We start from the raw sequence: 22,535 nt of genomic DNA, 5'->3' as shown, positions 1-22,535 counted from the left end.
CGGCGCAACTACGACAAGCTGCTGGCGAAGAACCTCAGCAGCGGCGACGACCCCGCCGTCGTCGCCAAGGTGATCGTCGCGGCGGCGACCGACCGAAATCCGAAACTACGGCGCACCGCCGGCACGACCGCCCGGACGCTTCCCACGCTCCGGCTCCTCGCTGGGCTCGCGGGTGGCCCAGCCCGTGTCGTTCACCGCCCCGGCCGCAGGTTCGCGGGTGTACCTCGTTCTGTCGACCACCGAGGCCGGTACGGCCGTGTTCGGCGACGCGGTGGAGTACTTCACGCTGGGTGGCTCGAGCACCGGTCCGGTGCCGGGCACGTACCGCATCGTCAACCGCAACAGCGGCAAGCCGCTGGCGATCGCCGGCAACTCCACGGCCGACGGCGCCGAGGCGGTCCAGCAGACCGGGACCGCGGCCTGGACCGTCGGCACCGTCCAAGGTGACGCCTACACCTTGCGGTATACCGCCAGCGGTAAAGCCCTCGACGTCAACGGTTCCGCCGCCACCGTCGGCCTGCAGTTGTGGCAGTGGTCCGCCGACGGCGGCACCAACCAGCAGTGGTACCTGTGCCCCACCGGCGACGGCTATTACACCATCGCCGGCCACGACAGTGGCTTGGTCGCGGACGTGTACGGCCGAGCGGCCACCGGCGGCGCGCAGGTCGTCCAGTGGTCGGCCAACAACGGACCCAACCAGCAATGGCAGCTGACACCGGCGTGAGCGAACGCCACACCCCGTCCAAACGGCCGCGTCGGGCCTGTCCCGGACGCTGCGCGCGAACCCGCCGAGCAGAACGTCCGCGGCGGCCGGCGGACCAGGGTGCGGTGGCCCGGGGTGGAGCGAGATCAGTCGCATGAGGACGCCTCCTGACGGCGCCCGGTTTGCCGCCCGGCGTACCGCGGGGGGACTCGCAGCCGGTCCGTGTCACCGCCGAGTAGAGGCCGCCGCCCTTCAGTCGTTCCCAGGGGACTATCCGTGGCAGGGCGTCCCAATCAAGCGTTCCAGTAGATCGGCAACGCAATCCTGCGGGCATCGCTCGCACGATCCGTGCTGGCTGCCGCGGGGGCGGGGATACGGGGTTAGGTGGATTTGACTCCACGGAAAGGATGCCGTGGTACCTGCAGCGAGACGGTCGGACGTGCCATAACAGTCACGCGCTCCGGCGGCCGTCATTTCTTCGAACTACGCGGCGAAGGCGCGGGTCGGGAAGTGGATGGCCAAGACGATGAACGGGACCAAGCACCGCGTGGAGATCGCGCACTCTCGCGGGTGGACGAAATACGATCTGGCGGGTAAGGCACACTACGAGAAGTCGGTGAAGAAGTGGATTCCCACGCCGCACAAGTTCACGCAGGCGAGCAATCACCGCGCGCCGAGCGGGCGAGGGAAGAACGGCCGGTTTCGAGCATGTGGTGGCGCGACCTCGCCCGGGTCTACCGGCACCTCCGGTGACGACCGCCACGACATCGGGAGGGAAGCGCGAATGACGGTGAGGTTCACCGGGGTCCAGCCGTTCGGCCACGTCTCCGGGCAGATCGACTTCACCGTGGCCGGTGTCGGTGACATCGACCTGCGCAATGAAGCGCATGTCGTGTGCATCAGGTTCATCCCCGGCGAGCGGCACATGGCGATCGCGTTCGACTTCGTGTCGGAGGGACCGGGCAGCCGCCGGATGATCTCGCTGGAGTTCGGCGAGGTCGAGGTGCTCCGCATCGAGCCGTACCTGCCCACCGGTGTCGACCCGGGCTACGGACACGCCCTCCTCTTCGGCATCGGCCATTGGACCGCCGCCGGAACGGGACGATCAGGTTTCACCGTGTCCACGACGACCTTCGAAGTCGAGTTCTACGCAGAGGAACTGAAAGCCACGGTGGTTTGACCGGAGAACCATCCGGGTGGCCCGCCGGCCGGTGCAACCGCAGGCCGGTGGGCCACCTTCGCCGTGGGTAGTTCCATGCCTCGCGTTGGTGGTCCTCCTGATCTCGTACGGCAGCGGCAGCAACATCCCGCGGTGGTGGTTGTGGCCGGCGTCCCAGTGATGGTCCTTGAGCCGGGCCACCAGGGCACGGCGGGTCGGCCAACGTCGCGAACACCCCGTTGAGCTGCTCGGTGCTTTCGCCCACCTTTCTTCCTCAGCCATGCGGTTGAGGAAGAAGACAAGCCGGGCGTGGTCACCAACCCGCTGGTGGCGAATACTGCTGGCCGCGGTCAGCGGGCCTGGGCGGTGACGGTCTGGTCGCGGCCGCGGTCTTTGGCGCGGTAGACCGCGTCGTCGACGGCCAGCAGCAGAGCGGTGAGGTCGCGGCCGTGGCCGGGGAACGCGGCGGCGCCGACGGAGGCGGTCAAGGTGATCATGGCGTTCGCGCCGGTGTGGCGGTCGATGGCGGGCACGGTGATCGCGGCGATGGCGGCGCGGACCCGTTCGGCGACCGCGGTGAGCGCCGCCGGGTCGAGGCCGGGGAGCAGGATCACGAACTCCTCGCCGCCCCAGCGGCCGGCCAGGTCCTGGCCGTGGCCGCGCAGGCAGCCTTGGACGGCGTCGGCCACGGCGCGCAGTACGGCGTCGCCGGCCAGGTGCCCGAACCGGTCGTTGACCTCCTTGAAGTGGTCGAGGTCCAGCAGCAGGATGCCGACGTGGTCGCCGAAGCGGCGGGCGCGGTCGAGTTCGCGCTCGGCAACTTCGCGCCACCAGGTCGCGTCGGCGAGCTGGGTGCGCCCGTCGGTGCGGGCGGCGTGCTGGAACTGGGGCAGCAGCAGTCCCATGTGCAGGCCGATGACGAGGACCAGCACGATCACCAGCGTCCACGGCCGGGTGACCGCGACCAGGGCGTAGACGTAGCCGAGGGCGATCGCGGCGGCGATGATCAGGTGGTCGCTGGCCGGGCCGAGCACGTGGTGGGCGGGCAGGTCGCGGTGGTCCATCATGATCGCGATGACGACCAGGCCGTAGTTGACAAGCCGGTAGATGGCGCCGGCCAGCACGATCGCGGCCACGCCGCGCGGCCCGTCGAGCACGGTGATGTAGGGCGCCGCGGCGGCCGGGTAGAACGCCGACAGCGCGAGCGTCGCCCCGGCCACGCCGAGCACCACTGTCGAGGCGGAGAACACTTTCCGGTGCACCGGGGGGCGGCGGGCGAAGACTCGGACCCATTCGTAGGCGAAGGTGACGGCGATGAGGATGACCTGCAGCGGCAGGGGCAGCAGGAGCAGCCCGGCGATGTACCAGGCGGACTGCAGGTGGGTGTAGGGCGTGCCCTCGGGCAGCTCGCGGATCCTCGCGGTTCCCCGGGCGAGCTCCAGGTGGGCGATCGCGCAGGCCAGCAGCAGTCCCAGCCACGCCCAGTCCGTGTCGCGCACCGGGGTGGTGGCCGCGGTGGCAGCAACCACGGTCACAGTCAGGCCGACGACGACGCAGACGTAGACCACCAGGTCGCGGGGGAGCGACAACAGCGCACGTAACGGGGATCCCCGAACGCGTGACGACGTCCGCTCCACGACGCGCCGCCCTCCCTCCCCGGAACGGAATATTCAACTGTAACCGGATGTCCTCGCCCGGTCGTGCGTCATCCGGGTGACCACCGGGGGCCCCGAACGGAGCTGACCAAGGGATTTCGCGGAGAACTCCCAGTGGCGGCTCCCGCGTCGGCCGGCGCCGCACTCGGCTCGGTGCGCCCGTTCGCGAAACCCGGTCAGAACGCGGCGGCGTGGGCCTGTTGTCCCCGTGGGCTGGCCGCCGCTTGTACGAGGCCGTCTTCGGCGAACGCGGTCGCACATACCTTGCCGAGCGAGTAGGGAGCCACCAGGTCGATTTCATGGCCGCGTCGCCGGAGCTCTCCCAGCACGCCGGGTCCAGACCTGGTTCGGTCACCAAAGCCAGCGGCCTGGCGCGACGCGGGGTGAACGAGGATGGTGGGTGGTCGGTGTGGAACGTGATCGCTTCGACGGCCGCTTGTGGCGACATTCCGAAGTCGACGTGGTTCAGGAAGAAGTTCAGCGTCCACTGGTCCTGCTGGTCACCGCCGGGTGTGCCGAACGCCAAGTGCGGCCGCCCGTCGCGGAGGACGAGTGTGGGGCTCAACGTGGTACGGGGACGTTTTCCCGGAGCCAGTGAGTTGGGGTGGCCGTCGAGGAGCCACGCTATCTGGCCACGGGTACCCAGCGGAAAGCCGAGTCCCGGGATGACGGGTGAGCTCTTCAGCCAGCCGCCGCTCGGAGTGGCCACGACCATGTTGCCGGTGGCGTCGGCGGCGCTGACGCAGCAGGTGTCGCCGCTGGCCTGGGTGAGCCGGACGACCGCGGGTATCCCGTCGTCGAGCTGGGTCAGCCAGGACGGATCGCGGGCGGTGAGCGGCTCACCGGTGGCTTCGGGAATCCGAGGAACGCGTCCCTCCGGCGCGCCGGCTCGCAGAACGCCGGATGCTTCGGTGCCGAGCAGGGCCCGGCGGTCGTCGCTGTAAGCCGGGGACAGCAATGTGTCCAGCGGCACGTCCGCGTGGGCGGGGTCGCCGTACCAGGCTTCACGATCCGCGAAGGCGAGTTTGGCCACCTCGACGACCGAGTGCAGGTGGTCAGCACTGCCCCAGCCGGCGGACGCCAGGTCGAGGGGCCCGAGCAAGGCCAGTTGCTGGAGGAACACCGGCCCTTGGGACCACGGCCCCGGCTTGTGCACCTCGAGGCCGCGGTAGTCCAGGCTCACCGGGTCTTCCACCCCGGCTCGCCAGTTCGCCAGGTCGTCGCCCGTGAGCAAACCGCCGTTGCGGCGGCCCGTGGCGTCGGCCACCTCGGCGGTGGCCAAGTACTTGTCGATCGCCTCAGCCACGAATCCGGCGTAGAACGCGGTGATCGCCCGCTCGATCTGAGCTTCCCGAGTGCCGTTGTCGCCCGCTTCGTCGACCAGCCTGCGATAAGTGGTGGCCAGTGCCGGGTTGCGCAGACGGGAGTGGGGAGCCGGGGGCTCACCGCCTCGCAGGTAGGTCCGGCCCGACTCGGCCCACTCGGTGCGGAACAGCGGGGCCAGCGCGGCGATCATCTCGCGGCCTTGGGCAGCAGCGGGTGACCGTACTCGGCGTAGTGCAGAGCGGGGGCCAGCACTTCCCCCAACCGCAGGGTCCCGTATTCCGACAACAACCGCAGCCAGGCACCCACCGCACCCGGTACGCACGCGGCGAGCAGACCGGATCCGGGCACGGAATCCAGGCCCAGGTCCCGGAAACGGTCGCGAGTGGTGGCCGCGGGCATCGGCCCCTGACCACAGATCACCCGGACGCCCTCACCCGGGCGGTGCACCATGATCGGCACGTCACCGCCCGGTCCGTTGAGGTGGGGTTCGACGACCTGCTGGACGAACGCGGCCGCAGCGGCGGCGTCGAACGCGTTGCCGCCCCGATCCAGCACGGCCATGCCGGCCTGGGTGGCCGGCCAGTGGGTGGTGGCGACGGCGCCACGCGGACCTGCTGTCTCCGGGCGCATCAGCACGGCGAGTTCCTTTCGGCGATCGACTCGAGCACCGCGACATCGCCCTCGAACGGGAATTCGGGGCGCGGCCAGTGCACGACGACATCAGTGAAACCCAGTTCGGCGAACCTGCCTTCGGCGTCGGAAAAGGCCTCGGCCGAGTCGAGCACCCCGCCGACGGACGCCCCGGTGAGCAGGAGCCGGTCCAGTGTCGAGGGCTCCCGGCCGACCTCGGCACACGCCGCCTCCAACGCGCGGACCTGCGCACGCAGCGCGGGGACGGCCGCTTGGTAGGGCACTGCGTCGAACCCGTTGGGCGTTCCGGAGGTCACCCAGACATCGGCGTACCGAGCGGCCAGCCGCATCGCGCGCGGTCCCCCGGCGGCAATGGCGAGCGGCATGCCGGAAGCGGGGACCAAGGCCAGGTCGCGACCGGTGTAGTAGGTGCCGCGGTGGTCCAGCGAGCCGCCCGGCAACAAGGTGGCCGTGACCGCGACGAACTCGGCGAACCGGGCGGCACGCTCGGCGGAGCTCATGGGCTCGGCGCGCAGCAAGTCCGCGTCGTAGCCCCCCGCGCCGACTCCGCACATCGCGCGGCCACCCGAGATGTCGTCGATCGTCGTCATCTCCTTGGCGAACGCGGCCGGGTTGCGCAGACCGGGGCTCGCCACCAGCACACCCAGGCGAATGGCCGAGGTGACGGTGGCCGCGGCGGTCAGCGTCGGAACCGCGCCGAACCACGGCTTGTCGCGAAGCCACCGCCAGACCACGTGATCGTAGGTCCAGGCGTGGTCGAAGCCCATGTCCTCGGCCCGCTGCCAGGTCTTCCGGGCGATCTCCCACCGGTCTTCGGGGAGGATGACCACGCCCCGGCGCAGCCGGCTCACCGCGGCACGTCCAGCCGCCGGTCCGACACGCCCAGGACGGCGTTGCGTGCCAGCTCGGAGACGGCACCGGCGAGTTCGGCGCCTCCCACCGGTGGACGGCAGGCGAGGTCCTGCTCGACAGCCAGCAACCTGCGCAGCAGCTGTGCCACGACCTGCGCGCCGCCGACCGGTGCGCGCAGCGTGACGAAGTAGTTGTCGTACAGCACACCCGCCAGGGGCTGCGCCGGCTTGGGGTGCCGAGCTGCCACCGAGTCGCGGAGCAACGACCGCCCGCCGGGCACCAGCCGAGCGGCGACATCGGCGTGGAGTGCCTGGTAGTCGGCGACCGCCGCCGCCAGTTCCGCGCTGCCCGCTCCGGTCGACCCGGGCGGGGGTTGCCCGCGGAAGACGCGCCGCACCAGCCGGTAATCCGGGGCCCAGCCACCGCTGAACCCGGGGTGCTGGCGATACATGCTGGGACGGATCAGGTCGTGGTAGACCCGCCGCGGGCAGGAACTGGTGTAGCGCAGCATCGCGCTGTAGGCACGGACGTAGCAGGCCAGCAGGGGCCATCCGGTTCCCGGCCCGGCCCGGCCCGCCACCAGGTCCTGCATCAGCCACGCCATCAGCCGCCACACGGCGAAGCTGACCTGGTGACCGGTGATCCACCGGAACCACGTCACGCTTTCCTCATCACCAGCTTCGCCGCCCATCGACGCTGCCCCGTTCCGCACCTGGTCGACCAGCAGGCAGGTTCTCTCGAAACCTCGCCGGTCGGCCTCGCTCAGCGCACCGGGCGACCCGGCCTCGCTCGCCGCGGGGAGGATCAACGGCTCGAGCCCGTAGGGAAAGCCGCCGTACTCCCAGTGCGAAGACGTGGGCAGGTCCGCGACCACGGTCACGGCTGTCGTCATCGGGTTCTCCCTCGTGGCGTCCACCTTTTCACCGGCCACGATCCCGGCGGCCCGGCAGAGGTCACCGGGAGGCTCCGGGCAGGTAGGTGAACTCGAACTCGAGACCGTTGACGTCGTAGGCGTAGAAGCTCTGCGAACCGTCGGGATCGGTGACCACGTCGGTCGGCTGGTTCGGCACGGCGAAGCGGTACCGGCCGCCGGCATACAGCGTCGTCCAGCGTTCTCGCCACTCGCGCAATTCTTCCGATGACGACGTCGCCAGACAGACGTGTTGGAACTGCGTTGCGCTTTCGCCGGGCGCGTTTGCTTTCCTGCCCCGGCGCTGGAACAGGTGGATGCGCAGATCACCGATGACGATCTCGACCAGTCTTTCGATGCCGGGCAAGCGGCTCCGGGTGAGGTCGGAAAAGGTGTCCAGTGTCCAGCTCGCCGCACCACCGAAGAAGTCCCGGTACCAGGCCAAGCTGTTGGCCAGGTCATCGGTCTGCACCCCGACGTGGTGGAAGACCGGCACTGCTGCCGGCGCGGGCGTTCGCGGTCCGGGCATACTCGACCCCCCTGTCAGCTCGGCGAGGAGGGGGCATACTTTCCGAGCGGCTCGAGAAATCGCCACATCAGCAGTCACCGTAAGGTTCGGTGCCGATGTTCAACAGAGGACGCAAAAAGGCGCCGAACACCATTCTTGGTGTTCGGCGCCCTTTGCGCAAAGGGCTCAGTCAGCGAGCCGGGCGGTGAGTTCGCGGATCTCTTCGTAGGTCTTGGCGAGTTCTTCGTCCCAGCCGAACCGGTGGAATTCGAGCAGCAGCGCGGTGGCGTGCTTGGCCTCGTAAACCATGGCGCGCCAGCGGGCGTGCTCGGTTCGCCGGACCGGGCCGTAGCTCGACCAGAACGCGTCTCGCTCGCTGCCCGGCTTTTTCAGGGCCAGGTAAATCGGCCAGTCCGCTTCCGGGTCTCCCCACCAGGTGCGGTCGCAGTCGAACACACCCGTGATGACCGGCTCCGGGGCCCCGTCCGCCAGCATCGTGTTGCCCACCCAGAGGTCGCCGTGCAGCAACCTCGGCTCCGCAACCTCGTCGAGCACGGCGCGGTTGCGGTCGGCGACCCGGACCAGTTCGGCGATGTCCGTTGCGTCGAGCCCGCTGTCGGTGAGGTCCGCCGCAGCGCGGTCGAACCAGCTGAACAGCGCGTCGCTCCACCGTTCGAGCAGCGGACCGGCCACCCGGCCGAACCCGGGCCCCGCACTCCGTGGATCGTCCGGGTGATCCGGCCGAGGTCGCGGTAGAAGGCGCCGCGGGACGGCTGCGGGTAGGAACCCAAGGCCGAGGACGCGGATGTTCCGTCGAGCAGCGTTTGGAACAAGTAGTCCCGGCCGATCACCTCGTGCGTGAAATCGGCGGCGAGGGTGCGCGGCAGCAGATCGGCCACCGGTGCCAGGTACGGCACGCTGGCGTATTCGTTGCGCATCAGCTCCGGGTCCGCGCGGGCCTGCCGCCCGGGTTCAGGAGCGACGCGCAGAATGACCGGGCGGTCTTGTCCGAGGTCGACTTTGAAGGTGTTGTTGTAGAAGCCGTCGCCGAGCTCCACCGCCGACACCACGTCGGTGCCTCTGCCGAAAGCGGCGCGGCAGACGGCGCGGACCTCCTCGGCGCTCACCGGCCGCTGGAAGTCGCCTGCATTCCGCTCAATGGGCCGGTATTCCATGGTCTTCCTGAGCACCTCGGCTGTCGATCGGTCCGGCGACCGGCGATGAACGGGACAACGCATCGTACCCGCCGGCGACTTTTTCGACGAACGAGACCGGCATTTCGGCGATGCAGCGAACCGTTGCCGTGGACCTGCGCACCGGCCTGCCGGTGCGCCGGAGTGGTGGCGCGTCCAGCAGTCCCGCGACCAGTTCCTGGAGGGCCAGCTGACCGAATGCCGAGCCGACGCACGCGTGAACACCCCAGCCGAATCCCAGGTGCCGGTTGGGAGTGCGGTCGAGCACCAATTCGTCCGGATCGCGGAATTGTTCCGGATCCCGGTTCGCCGCGGCGAGTGCCGTCATCACCACCTGGCCCGGCTCGACCGCCACACCGTGGATTTCGGTCGGACGCACCGCCACCCGGCTGGTGCCCTGCGCGGGACCGTCGAACCGGACCAGTTCGTTGACTCCGGTGGCCAGGAGCCGCCGGTCCCGCAATGCGGCCAGCGCGTCCGGACGGCGGAGAAGGGTGTCGAGCACGTTGCCCGCGGCCGCGAAGACCGTGCCGAAGCTGGCGTTGAACATCAGGCCGACACTGTTGCGGATGTAGTGCTCCGGCACGTGGACCCGGTCCGCCCCGCCTTGGACCTTGCGCAGGAATCCGCTGGGCTCGGGAGTGGCGTACCAGTCGTCGGCCAAGTCGTTGAGCCGCCGGCGCGCAAGGTCTCCGGGTACGGCGTTCTCCGGACGCAGCCCGGCGTCCATCCGCAGCGCCAGACCCTCGGAGTTGCCACGTATTCGTCGAGATCCGGCTCGGCGACACCGATCAGGTCGGCGGTGACGGACAGCGCTACCGGAGCGGCCACTTCGCGCATCCAGTCGAATGACGTGCGCTCGGCAAGACCGGCGAACAGCCGATCGACGTGTGCGCGGGCCCGCTGCCGGATCGCCGGCATGTCCTGTGCGTGCATCGCCCGCATGATCAAACTCCGCAACGGTGCTTGATCGGGCGGATCCAGGGACTGGAGGTTCTGCCGGGCCGGGGGGACCTCCTCGCCGGTGTGCGTCCAGTCGATGGCGAACCGCCGGTGGTCGCGCAGCACATCGAGGCAGGTCTGATAGCGCGTGACCACCCACGACTGCATCACCTCGTGCCAGAACACGGGATGATCGCGTTGCAGTTCGGCGTACCGCGGATACGGCGTCACCGAAATCCCGCAGACCGGGCCGTGGCTCGACTCGGTCCCCGGCGAGCGCGACCGGGTCGCCGGGTGGAACGCGCTCAAGCGGCTGGCCCGCCCGGAGGAAGTGGCCGAGGCGGCGGCGTGGCTGCTGTCGGACCGCGCCTCGTTCGTGACCGGCGCGGAGCTGGCCGTGGACGGCGGCTACACGGCGATCGCGCCGTATGTCGGATGATGTCTGCGGCCGGCTCTCACCACACCGGACGGCCGAAGACGGTTGCCGTGCTTGCGGGCGGTCACTGAACGCGGACACGCCCTGCCCTGGCTGCGGAGTGGATCCTGTCGGTCCGTCCGTGCACCGTCCCGGGATTTCGACACGCACCGCACACCGATGGCGCGAGGTGTGGCCCGTACCGCGCACCAGCGGCGGAGTGAGTCCCGGTGACCCGTCACCGGGACTCACTCCCATCGGCAGTAGCGGACGTTCGATTGTCGTGCCAGGTGCGGTCCGTACCGTGGGCCCGGCGCATGTCCTTCGGTGGATCATCTGCTGTTGGTGTCCGCGGCTGCCAGCTCGGTGCACTCTCGCACGTTGTCCGATTTGTCGGCAAGGTGCGCATCTGGGGGCTCGGCGGGAGGTTTTGGTGGGATTTATACGCCTGATGGCCTATTCCGGATCTTGGGCGGGTTTGGCAGGGTGATCATGGGTTCGTCGGGGGCCCGGCTGTGTGCTGGTGCTCTTGGGCGAGGGGGATCTCGTGCGTTTTCGTGGTGCGCGTTGGCGCGCTCTTTTGGTGTGCGTTGCCGTCGGCGTCGGGACTGTTGTGGCGGTCGCGCCGGCTCATGCGGATACACCCAGGGTGGTTCCGGGTTCGGCTCCTGACGAGGTCACGGCGACCGCGTATGCCCGTGAGGGTGGCAAGCCGGTCGAGGTGACGTCGGAGACGACCGAGACGTCGCAGGTCATGGCGAATCCGGATGGTTCGTGGACGATGACGCAGTACGTCCACCCGGTGCGGGTGAAGCAGGCCGGGGCGTGGGCGCCGGTCGACACCACGTTGGTGCGCCGGGCGGATGGGTCGGTGGGGCCGAAGGCGGTCACGATCGACGTCAAGCTCAACCGCGGTGGTACCGGCTCCGCGGGCGCGCCGATCGTGCAGGCGGGGCAGGACGGCAAAGAGATCGGGTTGAAGTGGGCGAGCGATCTGCCGACGCCGACGCTCACCGGCGACACGGCCACTTACGCGGAAGTGCTGCCCGGCGTTGATCTGACGGTGAAGGCGATTCCCGAGGGATTCACCCAGAACCTGGTCATCAAGACGCCCGAGGCGGCGAAGAACCCGAAGCTGCGCGAGATCCCGTTCGGTCTGCACACCCGCAACACCACTGTCAGTGTTGCGGAAGGGGAGGGACGGGGCACGCCGGCCCAAGCCGCGACCGATGGGCTGGATGTCAAGGACGCGGCCGGGAAGGTCGTGTTCTCCGGCGATGCCTCGCGGATGTGGGATTCCTCCGGTGACGGCTCGCCGGCCGAGCGGGAGCTCGGTGAGGGTGGTGGCCGGCGCGAGGCGGTGATGGACGTCGCGCTGGGCGGGGACAAGGTGACCATCACGCCGGACCAGGCGTTCCTGGCCGATCCGGCCACCCGGTACCCGGTGTCGCTGGACCCGGACAGCTGGTGCGATTCGTGCGGGATCCAGGCGCATGTGGTGGTCCAGTCCGGCTACCGGGATGCGCACAACTGGAACGCCACGGACGGGGACTTGTCGAACCTGAAGGCGGGTTTCGAGAACCTCGACCGTGCGGGCACGTCGCGGTCCTACATCCAGATGAACAGTGCGCGGCTCGGTGGCACGCTGGTGCACCGCGCGACGCTGAACACCAAGATCCAGCACAGCGCCAAGTGTGATGGGGACGCGAAGCCGACCGGGTTGTGGTTGTCGAATCCCGCATCACCGGACACGACGTGGGCCGCGCAGCCGGGCTGGAGCTACCAGGTGTCCACCATGAACACCGCGAACTGCCACGACGCGCCGGACGTGTCGGGTGTGTTCGAGGCGACGTCGGCGGCGAAGGACGCTGCGGCGAATTGGTGGCAGAGCACGTGGTTCGTGCTCGCGGCCGCCAACGAGGGCGACGGGATGGCGGCGTGGCGCCGGTTTGATCTGAACCCGTACTTCGCGGTGAACTACGACTCCGCTCCGAACTCGCCGGCGGCTCTGTCGATGCAGAACGGGACGCTGCCGTGCACGTCGGGGCCGGACCGGCCGTGGGTGTACACGAAGACGCCGCAGATCGCGGGCCGGTTGTCCGATCCGGACGGTGGCACCGTCTACGGGAAGTTCGCCCTCGCTTACGGCGAGCTCGGCCACAACGTCTACATCCACGACAACGCCGACAATCTCGTGCCGGTGGGCACGGGCGGGTCGAACCAGGAGTCGACCGCTCAGCTGGCCGCTGTCCCGCCGGGGTGGATCAACGAAGACGGCATCTACAACTGGTCGATGCAGGCCACCGACGGTGAGCTGTGGTCGAACTGGGTCGGCAACTGCGAGTTCGTCGTGGACACCAAGGTCCCGGCGCCCCCCGTGGTGGCGATGACGGCGTGGACCGACCCGAAGGTTCAAGGTGATGCGGTGGAGTTCTCCGTGTGGACCGGGATGGCCACCGAGAACCTTTACGACATCGACCACTTCGTCTACACGACCGACGGTTCCGAACCGCAGACCCAGGGCTCACCGACCGCGCCGGCCACCCAAGGCGTCGACGCGAACGGCAAGATGGTCGCCACGACATCGATCAAGGTGGTGGCGGCCAACGGCAACCAGAACCTGATCAAGGTCAAGTCGGTGAACAAGGCCGGTATGCCCAGCCCGGACGCCACCTGCGTGGTGCTAGCCGAATCCAACCCGGCGCTGGACGGGCCGTCCTGCTCTTACCACGTTCAGCCGCTGACGCCCGGCAAGAACCTGGTCGCGGCCTGGGGTGCCGACGAACCGTCCGGGACGACTTTGATCGACAGTGCCTCGTCGACGCCGGACAACGCGACCCTGCCCACCCACCCGGCAACCGTGTCCGGCGGCGTCACCCGAGGTGTGGGCTACAACCACGGCACCAGCTGGACTCACCCGGACACCAGCGGCTACAGCGACGGTGTGAAGGGCGCGATCAGCCTCGACGGCACGAGCGGCTACGCCGAGGCCGGCGATCAGGTGCTCGACGCGTCGAAGTCGTTCACGGTGGCGGCCTGGGCGAAGCTCACCGACACCACGCATTCGCAAACCATCCTCGCCCAAGACGGCACCCAGGCGATGGCGCTGGCCCTGCAGTACAACAAGGAAACCGGCTCCTGGGCGCTGCGCGTCACGGCAGGGGATTCGGCTACACCGGCGGCCGCCTGGGCTTTCTCGAGCGGACCAGCCCAAATCGGGGTGTGGACGCATGTGGCGGGCACGTATGACGCGTCGACCCATGCTGCGACGCTTTACGTCGACGGCGCGAAGCAGAGCACGGTGATCGCCCAGCCGTGGGCGGCGACCGGACCGGCGGTGCTGGGTGCGGCGAAGTGGGCCGGGGTCCGCGCCGACTTCTTCCACGGGTCGCTCGACGACTTGCAGGTGTGGCAGCGGGCCCTGTCCGGGCAGGACGTTCATGACCTGGCCGGGGTGTCCGTGCCGCTCGCGAACTACGGGCTCGCCGAAGGCTGCGGACCGGAGCTGACCTCCGCGACCTCGCGCGTCCCGTCCCTGCAGGCGAGCTGGGCGCTCGGGCAGACCAGCGGGAACACCGCCACCGACAGCACCGGCCACGGCAACACCCTCGCCCTCACCGGCGGGTATTCCTGGGTGCCAGGCCACGACGGCGGCGGCCTCCAGGTCGACGGCGCGACCGGTTACGGATCCACTCCCGGGCCCGTGGTGAACACCGTGGGGTCGTTCACCGTGTCGGCGTGGGTGAACCCCACGGATCTCAACTCCGATCACACCGTCTTGTCGCAGGCAGGAAGCCGTACTGCGAACTTCGTCCTGCGCTACGACAAGGCGGCGAACCGCTGGGCGTTCGGGATGTCCCCGGCCGACAACACCGCGGCGGCGATGACGTGGGCGACCGGGACCTCGGCTCCGCAGGCGGGAACGTGGACCTTGCTCACAGCGACCTTCAACAAGACCGCGTCGCGCCTCCGGCTCTCGGTGAACGGGAAGCGCGAAGCCGACGCCACGGTGGCCGCGGCGTGGACAGCGAACGGGGCGCTGCTGCTCGGCGCCGAACCCGGGGCGAAGAACCCGTTCAAGGGTGTGCTCGACCAGGGCCGGGTGTGGTCGCACGCCCTCACCGACGACCAGATCGCGGCGATGAACAGCCTGCGGTACTTCGACACCGTCACCCAAAGTGCGGGCACGCCCTCGGACGGGGTTTCCCTGGGCATGGACACCGGCGCCGCGGGGAATCCCGCGGCGTGTGCGGCGCAGTTCACCATCAACGGCGGCGAAGTTGCGACCACCAGGCCCGCCACCTTGCGGACCGACAAGTCGTTCACGTTCGAAGCATGGGTCAGGCACACCTGGACCGCGTCGGACGCATCCGTGAACGGCCCGGTCGACCCCTCGCCCCGGGCTGTCGTCAGCACGACCGACACCCAGTTTTCGCCACTGCTGCTCGGTTACCGGCCGTGGGCCGACGCATCGGGTGTCCAGCACGGCAGGTGGAGCTTCCTGATTTCACCGTCCGCGACCGGCAATGACAGCCGGATCGTGTTGAGCGACGCCTACGCGGCCGACAACACGTGGACGCATCTGGCCGCTACCTACGATGCCGCCACCGGCTACATCGCGCTCTACGTGAACGGTGTGAAGCAGAACTTCTACGTCAACACGCCCGACGGCGGTGGAGTCGTGGCCCGGGATTCCAGCGGCGGTCTCGTTCTCGGCCACGGGGTGTGGACGGGACGGCGCAGCGATGTCTGGTACGGCGGTCTTGCCGGCGTGCGCGTGTTCGCCGGCCTCCGCGGCACCGATCGGATCAACCTCGACAAGCGCGAGGACGACCCCGGCGACCTCTTCGGCGTGACCCACTAGCACCGGCTTCGGCGCGTCGAGCGCCCACCACACCTAGGTAGGCAGACATGACTCACTCGCGTGGCTTCGTGCGCTTCGCCAGAAGCAGACGAGCACTGGCGCTCGGTATGGCCGTCGTGCTGCTGGGCTCGGCCCAGACCGCGGCGGCGGAAGCCGCGGCCGGCGGCTGGCACGGACTGGGCTGGGACCTTCCCCCGCTGCAGCAGACCCACTCCGTCGATGGCGTCGATGGAGGCTTCCGCGCGAAACCAGCTACGCCGGGGGGCTCGTCCGCGCCGGCGAAGGTGAGCTGGCCGGCGGCGGCCACCGCCGACGTCGACCTCGCCGCGGACACTGCCACGGCCAAGGCGCCCGCCGGGCAGACGGTCGCGGTGGCCCGCTCGCACGCCAAGGCGACCGAGGCCCAGCACACCCCCGGCAAAGTCCGCATCAGCACCCTGGATCAAGCTGCGGCCGCCAAGGCCGGGATCAAGGGGGTGCTGGTCAAGGTGGAGCCGGTGTTCGGTGACACGAGCGGGCCGGTGAACGTCGACGTCGACTACCGGTCGTTCGGCGACGCCTACGGAGGTGATTTCGGTGGTCGCCTGCACCTGGTGCAGTACCCCTCGTGCCTGCTGACGACGCCGGACAAGCCTGAATGCCACGTCGGCACCCCGCTCTCGTCCGAGAACAACGCCAAGACCAGGCACGTCGCGGCCGATGTCACCCTGGGGCAGCAGCAGGCTGCAACGTCGATGCTGGTGGCCGCGGAAGCCGACACCAAAAGCGGTGGCGGCGACTTCGGCGCGACCGACCTCAAACCGGCCGGCTCCTGGTCTGCGGGCGGGTCGTCGGCGGACTTCGACTACTCCTACCCGATCGGTATGCCCGCTGCGCTCGGCGGAACCGCTCCGTCGGTCAGCCTGAACTACTCCTCGAGCTCGGTGGACGGGCTGACGTCGGCGACGAACAACCAGGCCTCGGGCGTGGGCGACGGGTGGAGCCTGTCGGGTGGTGGGTTCATCGAACGCCGGTACAAGGGCTGCAGCCAGGACTTGGGCGGCAACAACGGGCAGACCAAGACCGGTGACCTGTGCTGGTTCAACGACAATGCCACGATCTCCTTCGCCGGCGCCAACGGCGATCTGATCCTGGACAAGAACACCCAGACGTGGCACCCGAAGGACGACGACGGCACGCGCGTCGAACGTCTCACCGGTGGCGCCAACGGTGACAAGTTCGGCGAGTACTGGAAGGTCACCACGCCCGACGGTGTCCAGTACTTCTTCGGTCTCAACCACTTGCCCGGCTGGTCGTCCGGCAAGACGGAGACCCAGTCGACCTGGACCGCGCCCGTCTTCGGCAACAACACCAACGAACCCTGCAACGCCGCGACCTACGCCGCATCCTGGTGCAACCGCGCGTGGCGCTGGAACCTGGACTACGTCGTCGACCCGCACGGCAACGCGATCGCGTACTACTACCAGCCCGAGACGAACTTCTACGGGCTCAACCGCAACGCCTCCACCGCGAACAACCCCGGCACGCAGTACACCCGCAGCGGCTACCTGCAGAGGATCGAGTACGGCTTCAACACCAAGGTCGCCGACACCTTCAGCCACGCTCCGGCGCAGGTGCTGTTCGACACGGCCGAACGGTGCTTCCCCAGCGGCACGATCACCTGTGATCCCGGTCAGCTGAATTCGGGAACGGCGACGTCGTGGCCGGATGTGCCGTCGGAGACGATCTGCGCCCAGGGCGCGGTGTGCGTGTACAACTCGCCGTCCTTCTTTTCCCGCAAGCGCTACACCAAGATCACCACCCAGGTCTCCGACGGGGGCGCCGGGTGGAAGCCGGTCCGCGAATGGGCACTCGCGCAGTCCTTCCCACCCACCACGGACGGGAACAAGACGGCGCTGTGGCTGGACTCCGTCACGGAAACAGGCAGGATCTCGAGCCCGAACACCGTCGGCTCGGCGATCACGCTGCCCGCGACGACGTTCCACGCGAAGTCGATGGCCAACCGGGTCGACACCAGTGCCCAGTACACCGCGCTGACCCGCAACCGGATCGACGCCGTCACCACCCCTCAGGGCGGCCTGACCACCGTCAAGTACGCCGACCCCGAATGCAAACCCGGCGGCCCGATGCCCGATCCGGCGAACCTGAAGAACAACACGCTGTCGTGCTACCCGGTGTACTGGAATCCGCCGGGCGCGACCGATCCGGTGCTGGACTATTTCACCAAGTTCCGGGTCACGGACGTCATCGAAGACGCCAACACCACGCAGCAGCCGCAGCCGAAGGTCACTCATTACGACTACCTCGGCGGTGCGGCCTGGCACTACGACGACGACCCGTTCTCGGACCCGAAGTACCGCACGTGGTCGCAGTGGCGCGGCTACGGCGACGTCAAGACGACCACCGGGCTCGGCCCCGCGGGCGGTGACCCGTCCGGCCCGCCGGTGACCACCGAGACGTTCTATCTGCGTGGCATGGAAGGCGCGACGGTCACCAGCCCCAATTGGCACGAATCGGTCACCGACCGCCAGGAGGTCGCCGGCTTCACCCGCGAGACTGTCACCTACCGCGACGGCCAGGTCGTCGGTGGCAGCCTGACCGAGCCGTGGGTATCGAACGCGACGGCGACCGACGCAGATGGTCGCACGGCGGCCTACACCGATACCGACACGACCCGGACCCGGACCTGGCTGGACACGAAGAGCACGTGGCGGGTGTCGCGCACGCACACCACCCACGGCAAGTACGGGCTCGCGACCGCGGTGCAGACCCAAGGCGACACCAGCGACCCCAAACAGACCAGCTGCACCCTCACCACCTATCTGGAAAACGCCACCGCCTGGCTGCTGAACTCTTCCAGTCAGGTGCAGAAGATCTCCGGGGTCTGCGACGGCACCGCCAACCCGCCCGGGCCCGGCAACATCATCAGTGACACCCGGACCTACTACGACAAGCAGGCCTTCGGCGCGGCGCCTTCGGAAGGCAACATCACCCAGATCGACAGTCTCGACGACTGGCCGGTGGGCGGTGCGGAGAAGATCACGTCGCCGGCCGCGACGACCGTGTACGACAAGTACGGCCGGGCGGTCAGCGCCACCGACGCACTCGGGCTGACCAGCACGACGGCCTACACCCCGGCCGAGGGCGGCCCGGTCACCCAGGTCGACACCACCACACCGCCGGTCACCGCCGCCGCAGACGCACCCAAGTTCACCTCGACCAAGTACCTCGACCCGGTCTCCGGCATCACCGTCGCGAGCAAGGACGCGAGCGGGCTGCGCACCGACGCCACGCAGGACGCCCTCGGCCGGGTGGTGTCGGTGTGGAAGCCTGGTCACAGCAAGGCGGCGAACGCGCCGGCGGACGTCCTCTACAGCTACAGCGTCCGCAACGCCGGTGGCGTCAGCAACGTGACCACCCAGACCCTGCTGGCGAACGGGCAGTACGCGACGTCGTACACGCTCGTCGACGGTCTCGGCCGCACTGTCCAGACCCAGGCGCCGCGGGCCGACGACGGCCCGGGCCGGATCATCACCGACACCTTCTACGACTCGCAGGGGCGGACGTACAAGACCCACAACGCCTACTGGAACAGCGCGGCCCCGTCGTCGACGCTGTACGTCACCGATGACGCGTCGGTCCCGAACACGACGTTGGCGACCTTCGACAGCGCGGGCAGCCCGCGGGCCAGTGCCTACCTGCTGCACGCCGTCGAGCAGTGGCGCACCACGACCATCCCCGACGGCGACCGAACGACCACGATCCCGCCGGCCGGTGGCACCGCGTCGACCACCATCACCAACGGGCTCGGCCAGACCGTCCAGCTCCTGCAGTACAAAGACCCCACGAAGTACACCCCGGGGTCACCGGCCGACACGACGACCTACGCCTACACCCGCAGCGGCAAGCAGGCCACGGTCACCGACACCACCGGCAAGAACGTCTGGACCTTCGAGTACGACCTGAAGGACCGCAAGATCGCCTCGACCGACCCCGACACCGGCCGGACGACGTTCACCTACGACGCCGCCGGCCGGCTGCTGACCACCACGGACGCACGCAACCGGTTGATCAGCTACACCTACGACAACCTGGGCCGCAAGACCGCCGAGTACGACGGCCCGGCGCTCACCGGCACGAAGATCGCCGGCTGGACCTACGACACCTTGCTTCCCGGGCAGCCCACCAGCTCCACCCGCTACGTCGGCACCAAGGCCTACACCAAGGAAACCACCGGCTACGACACCGCAGGCCGGCCCACCGGCAGCAAGGTCACCATCCCGCCCGGCGACAAGGGTCTTTCCGGCAGCTACCAGTTCGGGATCACCTACGACCCGAACTCGGGCGCCGTGCACACCATGAACACCCCCGAGGAGGGCGGTCTCCCGGCCGAGGAAGTGTCGTTCGCCTACTACGACAACGGCGCTCCGAAGACGATGCTGGCGGTCAACACTTCCGGCGACTTCACCAAGCTGGTCTCGTCGACGGCGTACAACCCGCTGGGCCAGGTCCTGCGGACCAACTACAACGACGACCAGAGTCCCTACCAGGTCTCGGTCACCAGCACCTACGCCGACGGCACCAACCGGCTCGAGACGGTGCAGGCGCAGCGTTCGACGTCGTCGGACTACTGGATCGCCAACCGCGTCTACAGCTACAACCAGGTCGGCAACCTCACGAAGATCGCCGACACCCCACCGGGCACGAAGAGCGACGTCCAGTGCTTCCGCCAGGACTACCTGCAGCGGCTCACCGAAGCCTGGACCCCCGGCTCCGGTGACTGCGCGGCCCAGCCCACGACAGCGGGCACCGACGGTGCAGCACCGTACTGGACGTCCTGGACCTTCGACGACACCGGCGACCGCAAGACCCAGGTCCAGCACACGCCGTCCGGCGACATCACGACGGCCTCGACGTACCCGGCTCCGGGTGCTTCGCGCCCGCATGCTGTCGAGGCTGTCACGACCACGGGCTCGTCAGGAACGACTCAGACGAGCTACGGCTATACGAAGACGGGTAGCACGGAGTCGCGTGGTCCGGCTGGTGCGGCGCAGACGTTCACCTACGACGCCGAGGGCCGGGTCGCGACGGCGAAGGAGGCCAACGGCGCGGACAGCAGCTACCTCTACGACGCCGACGGCAACCTCCTCATCACCAAGGACCCGAGCGGCACGACGCTGTCGGTCGGCGACATGGAGCTCTTCGTGCCTACCGGTGCCACCTTCGCCTCGGGCACGCGTTTCTACAGCTACAACGGCCAGGTCATCGCGACCCGTGCGTCGTCGGGCGGCTTGAGCTGGAAGCTTTCCGATCACCAAGGCACGACCTATGCCACGGTGGATGCCGGCAATCTCGCGGTGACCAAGCGCTGGCAGGACCCCTACGGCACCAGCCGTGGGACACCGCCGTCGACCTGGCCGGACAAGCACGGTTTCGTGGGCGGCTACCAGAACACCACTGGGCTCACTCACCTGGGCGCGCGCGACTACGACCCGTTGTCGGGACGGTTTCTGACGGCGGATCCGATGTTGGACACGGGCAATCCGCAGGCGTTGAACGCTTACAGCTATGGCAACAACAGCCCGATCTCGTTCAGCGACCCGAGCGGCATGATGTGGGGCGCAGAGTGCGGCCCCGACGGAGTCCTGTGCGGGACCGGCGAGGCGATGTCGGACCCCAACTACGTCGACAACCGCGCCTTCTTCATGAAGCAGCGGGGGTATAGCCAGCAGTCGATCGACAGCTTCCGCCACATCGCCGCCAACAGCGGCTGCAAACGCGGCTCCGCCTGCAGCAAGCAACGAGAGGTCGTCCGCGGACACGTCAAAAAGTACTCGCCGATCACCAACGATCCCCAGCGTTTGATCAGCCTCTGGTCCTCGTTGGCTATGCAGATCGACGGACCACGGCCGTTCTGGAACACGGCCACCGGTACCGGCGACGAGATGGCGTGTTACGGCCAGCGTGGTTGCCACGAGGCCTGGATCTACCTCCAGGGACACGGCGATGATGTGGCCGGTGCCAAGGTGATTGCGGCTTTGTACTGCGTGGAGCACTTCGAGGAGTGCGAGGGCGAGAAGCAATTCAATGACATGGTCATGGACGACCTGTCATCGTTGCTCCTGCTCGGGGCGATGGGCCTGGGGTCTGCCGCCGGAGCGGCAGCGGGTGAGACAGCCGCAGGCGAGGGAGCTGCGGGCGCCGCGGCCGGTGATGGAGCAGCTGAGCGAGCAGCCTTCGGGTGTAACAGCTTCCCCGGATCGACGCCCGTTCTCATGGCTGACGGGAGCACCAAGTCGATCGCAGACATCCACGTCGGCGAGCAGATCGCGAACATGGATCCTGGTAAGGGTGACGAGGAACATCACCCGGTCGTGGCAGTGCACACCACGGATACGGACCGAGAATTCGTAGACGTATACCTGAGCACGGGTCACGGCTTCGAGAGCGTCTCGACGACGGCACATCACCTCTTCTGGGATGCGGCGAGGCGCGAGTGGGTGCCTGCTGTCGACCTCCGATCGGGCGACCAGGTGACGACTATGGGTGACGCGCCCGTACTCGTCGCCGGAACGTATCGCCACACCGGTGGCGACCGGACTTACAACCTAAGTGTCGATGCTGTTCATACCTACTACGTCGAAGCCGGCAGCACACCCGTGCTGGTCCACAACTGTGGAAATGGACCGATCTGGACCTCGACGAAGAAATTCAACGGACCGGGGAATGCCTTTCAGCATTGGAAGAAGCACGGGTCGGACTTCCCCGGACTGCAGAATGCGAAGCAGTACGTGGAGAGAGCGACGGAGTTCTTGAGGAGACCGGGGCCTGGGGTGCTGACCAAGATCAGGTCGAGCGGTGATGTGGTCAGGTACGACCCCAACACGCAGGAGTTCGGCGTCATGACCCAGGACGGTATCCCCAGGACTTACTATGTCCCCGACCCGGCAACGCATGGTTTACCGACGAACCTGGACTACTTCAATGCCCAATGAGAATCTTCGCTGTCGTGTGTGTGGTCTCCTGCAGGATGACCCGCCGTGGGGAGCAGACGGTCGCACGCCGAATTTCGAGATCTGCGTGTGCTGTGGAACGGAGTTCGGCTATGAGGACATAAGTCGATCTAGTGTCCTGAGGAAGCGCGCTCAGTGGTTGTCGACTGGCGCACGGTGGTTCGACGTCAAGTGGAAGCCCGCCGACTGGAATCTCGATCAGCAGGTGTCCGCAGTGCCTGAGGTGTTCAAGGATTGACGTCCTTCCCGGCCGGCCTTTACGATGCCTGAGGTTCACCCCGAACGGTGGACAGGGGCTTACACAGTTCAAGCAACCACTGGCAGCGACTTCTCGTAGTCGTTGG

12 protein-coding genes and 2 pseudogenes are annotated in these 22,535 nt (G+C 68.3%); 5 read left to right on the top strand and 9 right to left on the bottom strand.

Translation table 11 applies throughout. From position 1 onward, the window contains the following. Nucleotides 1–217: 217 nt before the first annotated feature. Nucleotides 218–724: an RICIN domain-containing protein gene (locus ISP_RS28230; RefSeq protein WP_230468400.1), complete on the top strand. Its 507-nt coding sequence runs from the start codon at nt 218–220 to the stop codon at nt 722–724. Between the two features lie 493 nt (nt 725–1,217). Then, the gene (locus tag ISP_RS28225; protein WP_230468399.1) at nt 1,218–1,883 is read left to right on the top strand and encodes a hypothetical protein; all 666 of its coding nucleotides are present in this window, start codon (nt 1,218–1,220) and stop codon (nt 1,881–1,883) included. A 329-nt stretch (nt 1,884–2,212) separates the two neighbouring features. Here ISP_RS28225 and ISP_RS28220 read toward each other — a convergent pair whose 3' ends face one another. The 9 genes and pseudogenes from ISP_RS28220 to ISP_RS28185 all read right to left on the bottom strand — a co-directional run bounded on the left by ISP_RS28220 (nt 2,213) and on the right by ISP_RS28185 (nt 9,687). After that, complete coding sequence (locus ISP_RS28220) at nt 2,213–3,451, bottom strand: GGDEF domain-containing protein (RefSeq protein WP_013227346.1); 1,239 nt, start codon at nt 3,449–3,451, stop codon at nt 2,213–2,215. 520 nt (nt 3,452–3,971) lie between these two features. Next, nucleotides 3,972–5,033: pseudogene (locus tag ISP_RS48135) on the bottom strand (gamma-glutamyltransferase family protein); the annotation flags it as partial. Further along, nucleotides 5,030–5,473 (bottom strand): gamma-glutamyltransferase, encoded by a 444-nt coding sequence (locus ISP_RS48130; protein ID WP_320109506.1) that lies wholly within the window; start codon nt 5,471–5,473, stop codon nt 5,030–5,032. The gene ISP_RS48130 and the pseudogene ISP_RS48135, both read right to left, overlap by 4 nt. Then, on the bottom strand, nt 5,473–6,345 hold the full coding sequence (locus ISP_RS28210) for an LLM class flavin-dependent oxidoreductase (protein ID WP_013227344.1): 873 nt from the start codon (nt 6,343–6,345) through the stop codon (nt 5,473–5,475). Before ISP_RS28210 ends, ISP_RS48130 begins: the two co-directional genes overlap by 1 nt. After that, nucleotides 6,342–7,238 (bottom strand): hypothetical protein, encoded by an 897-nt coding sequence (locus ISP_RS28205; protein WP_013227343.1) that lies wholly within the window; start codon nt 7,236–7,238, stop codon nt 6,342–6,344. Before ISP_RS28205 ends, ISP_RS28210 begins: the two co-directional genes overlap by 4 nt. A gap of 61 nt (nt 7,239–7,299) precedes the next feature. After that, the gene (locus ISP_RS28200) at nt 7,300–7,863 is read right to left on the bottom strand and encodes a VOC family protein (RefSeq protein WP_230468398.1); all 564 of its coding nucleotides are present in this window, start codon (nt 7,861–7,863) and stop codon (nt 7,300–7,302) included. A gap of 87 nt (nt 7,864–7,950) precedes the next feature. After that, a complete protein-coding gene (locus ISP_RS28195; protein ID WP_013227341.1) occupies nt 7,951–8,457 on the bottom strand; it encodes a phosphotransferase in 507 nt (168 codons plus the stop codon). A gap of 71 nt (nt 8,458–8,528) precedes the next feature. Beyond that, nucleotides 8,529–8,939, bottom strand: a pseudogene (locus ISP_RS28190) (phosphotransferase family protein); the annotation flags it as partial. Continuing rightward, nucleotides 8,920–9,687, bottom strand: a complete 768-nt coding sequence (locus ISP_RS28185) for a cytochrome P450 (RefSeq protein WP_014467276.1) — start codon at nt 9,685–9,687, stop codon at nt 8,920–8,922. The pseudogene ISP_RS28190 and the gene ISP_RS28185, both read right to left, overlap by 20 nt. A 543-nt stretch (nt 9,688–10,230) precedes the next feature. Between ISP_RS28185 and ISP_RS28180 the strand changes: the two genes are divergently transcribed. The 3 genes from ISP_RS28180 (at nt 10,231) to ISP_RS28170 (ending at nt 22,173) form a co-directional block, all read left to right on the top strand. Beyond that, the gene (locus ISP_RS28180) at nt 10,231–10,338 is read left to right on the top strand and encodes an SDR family oxidoreductase (protein WP_014467275.1); all 108 of its coding nucleotides are present in this window, start codon (nt 10,231–10,233) and stop codon (nt 10,336–10,338) included. Between the two features lie 625 nt (nt 10,339–10,963). Further along, nucleotides 10,964–15,178 carry a LamG domain-containing protein gene (locus ISP_RS28175; protein ID WP_013227339.1) on the top strand — a complete coding sequence of 1,405 codons (4,215 nt, stop codon included), beginning with the start codon at nt 10,964–10,966 and terminating at the stop codon, nt 15,176–15,178. 68 nt (nt 15,179–15,246) lie between these two features. Continuing rightward, nucleotides 15,247–22,173 (top strand): RHS repeat-associated core domain-containing protein, encoded by a 6,927-nt coding sequence (locus ISP_RS28170; RefSeq protein WP_238535560.1) that lies wholly within the window; start codon nt 15,247–15,249, stop codon nt 22,171–22,173. The last annotated feature ends 362 nt before the right edge of the window (nt 22,174–22,535 follow it).

This window comes from Amycolatopsis mediterranei, assembly GCF_026017845.1.
Taxonomy (GTDB): Bacteria; Actinomycetota; Actinomycetes; order Mycobacteriales; family Pseudonocardiaceae; genus Amycolatopsis; species Amycolatopsis mediterranei.
This window is presented reverse-complemented; position numbering and strand designations above follow the sequence as displayed.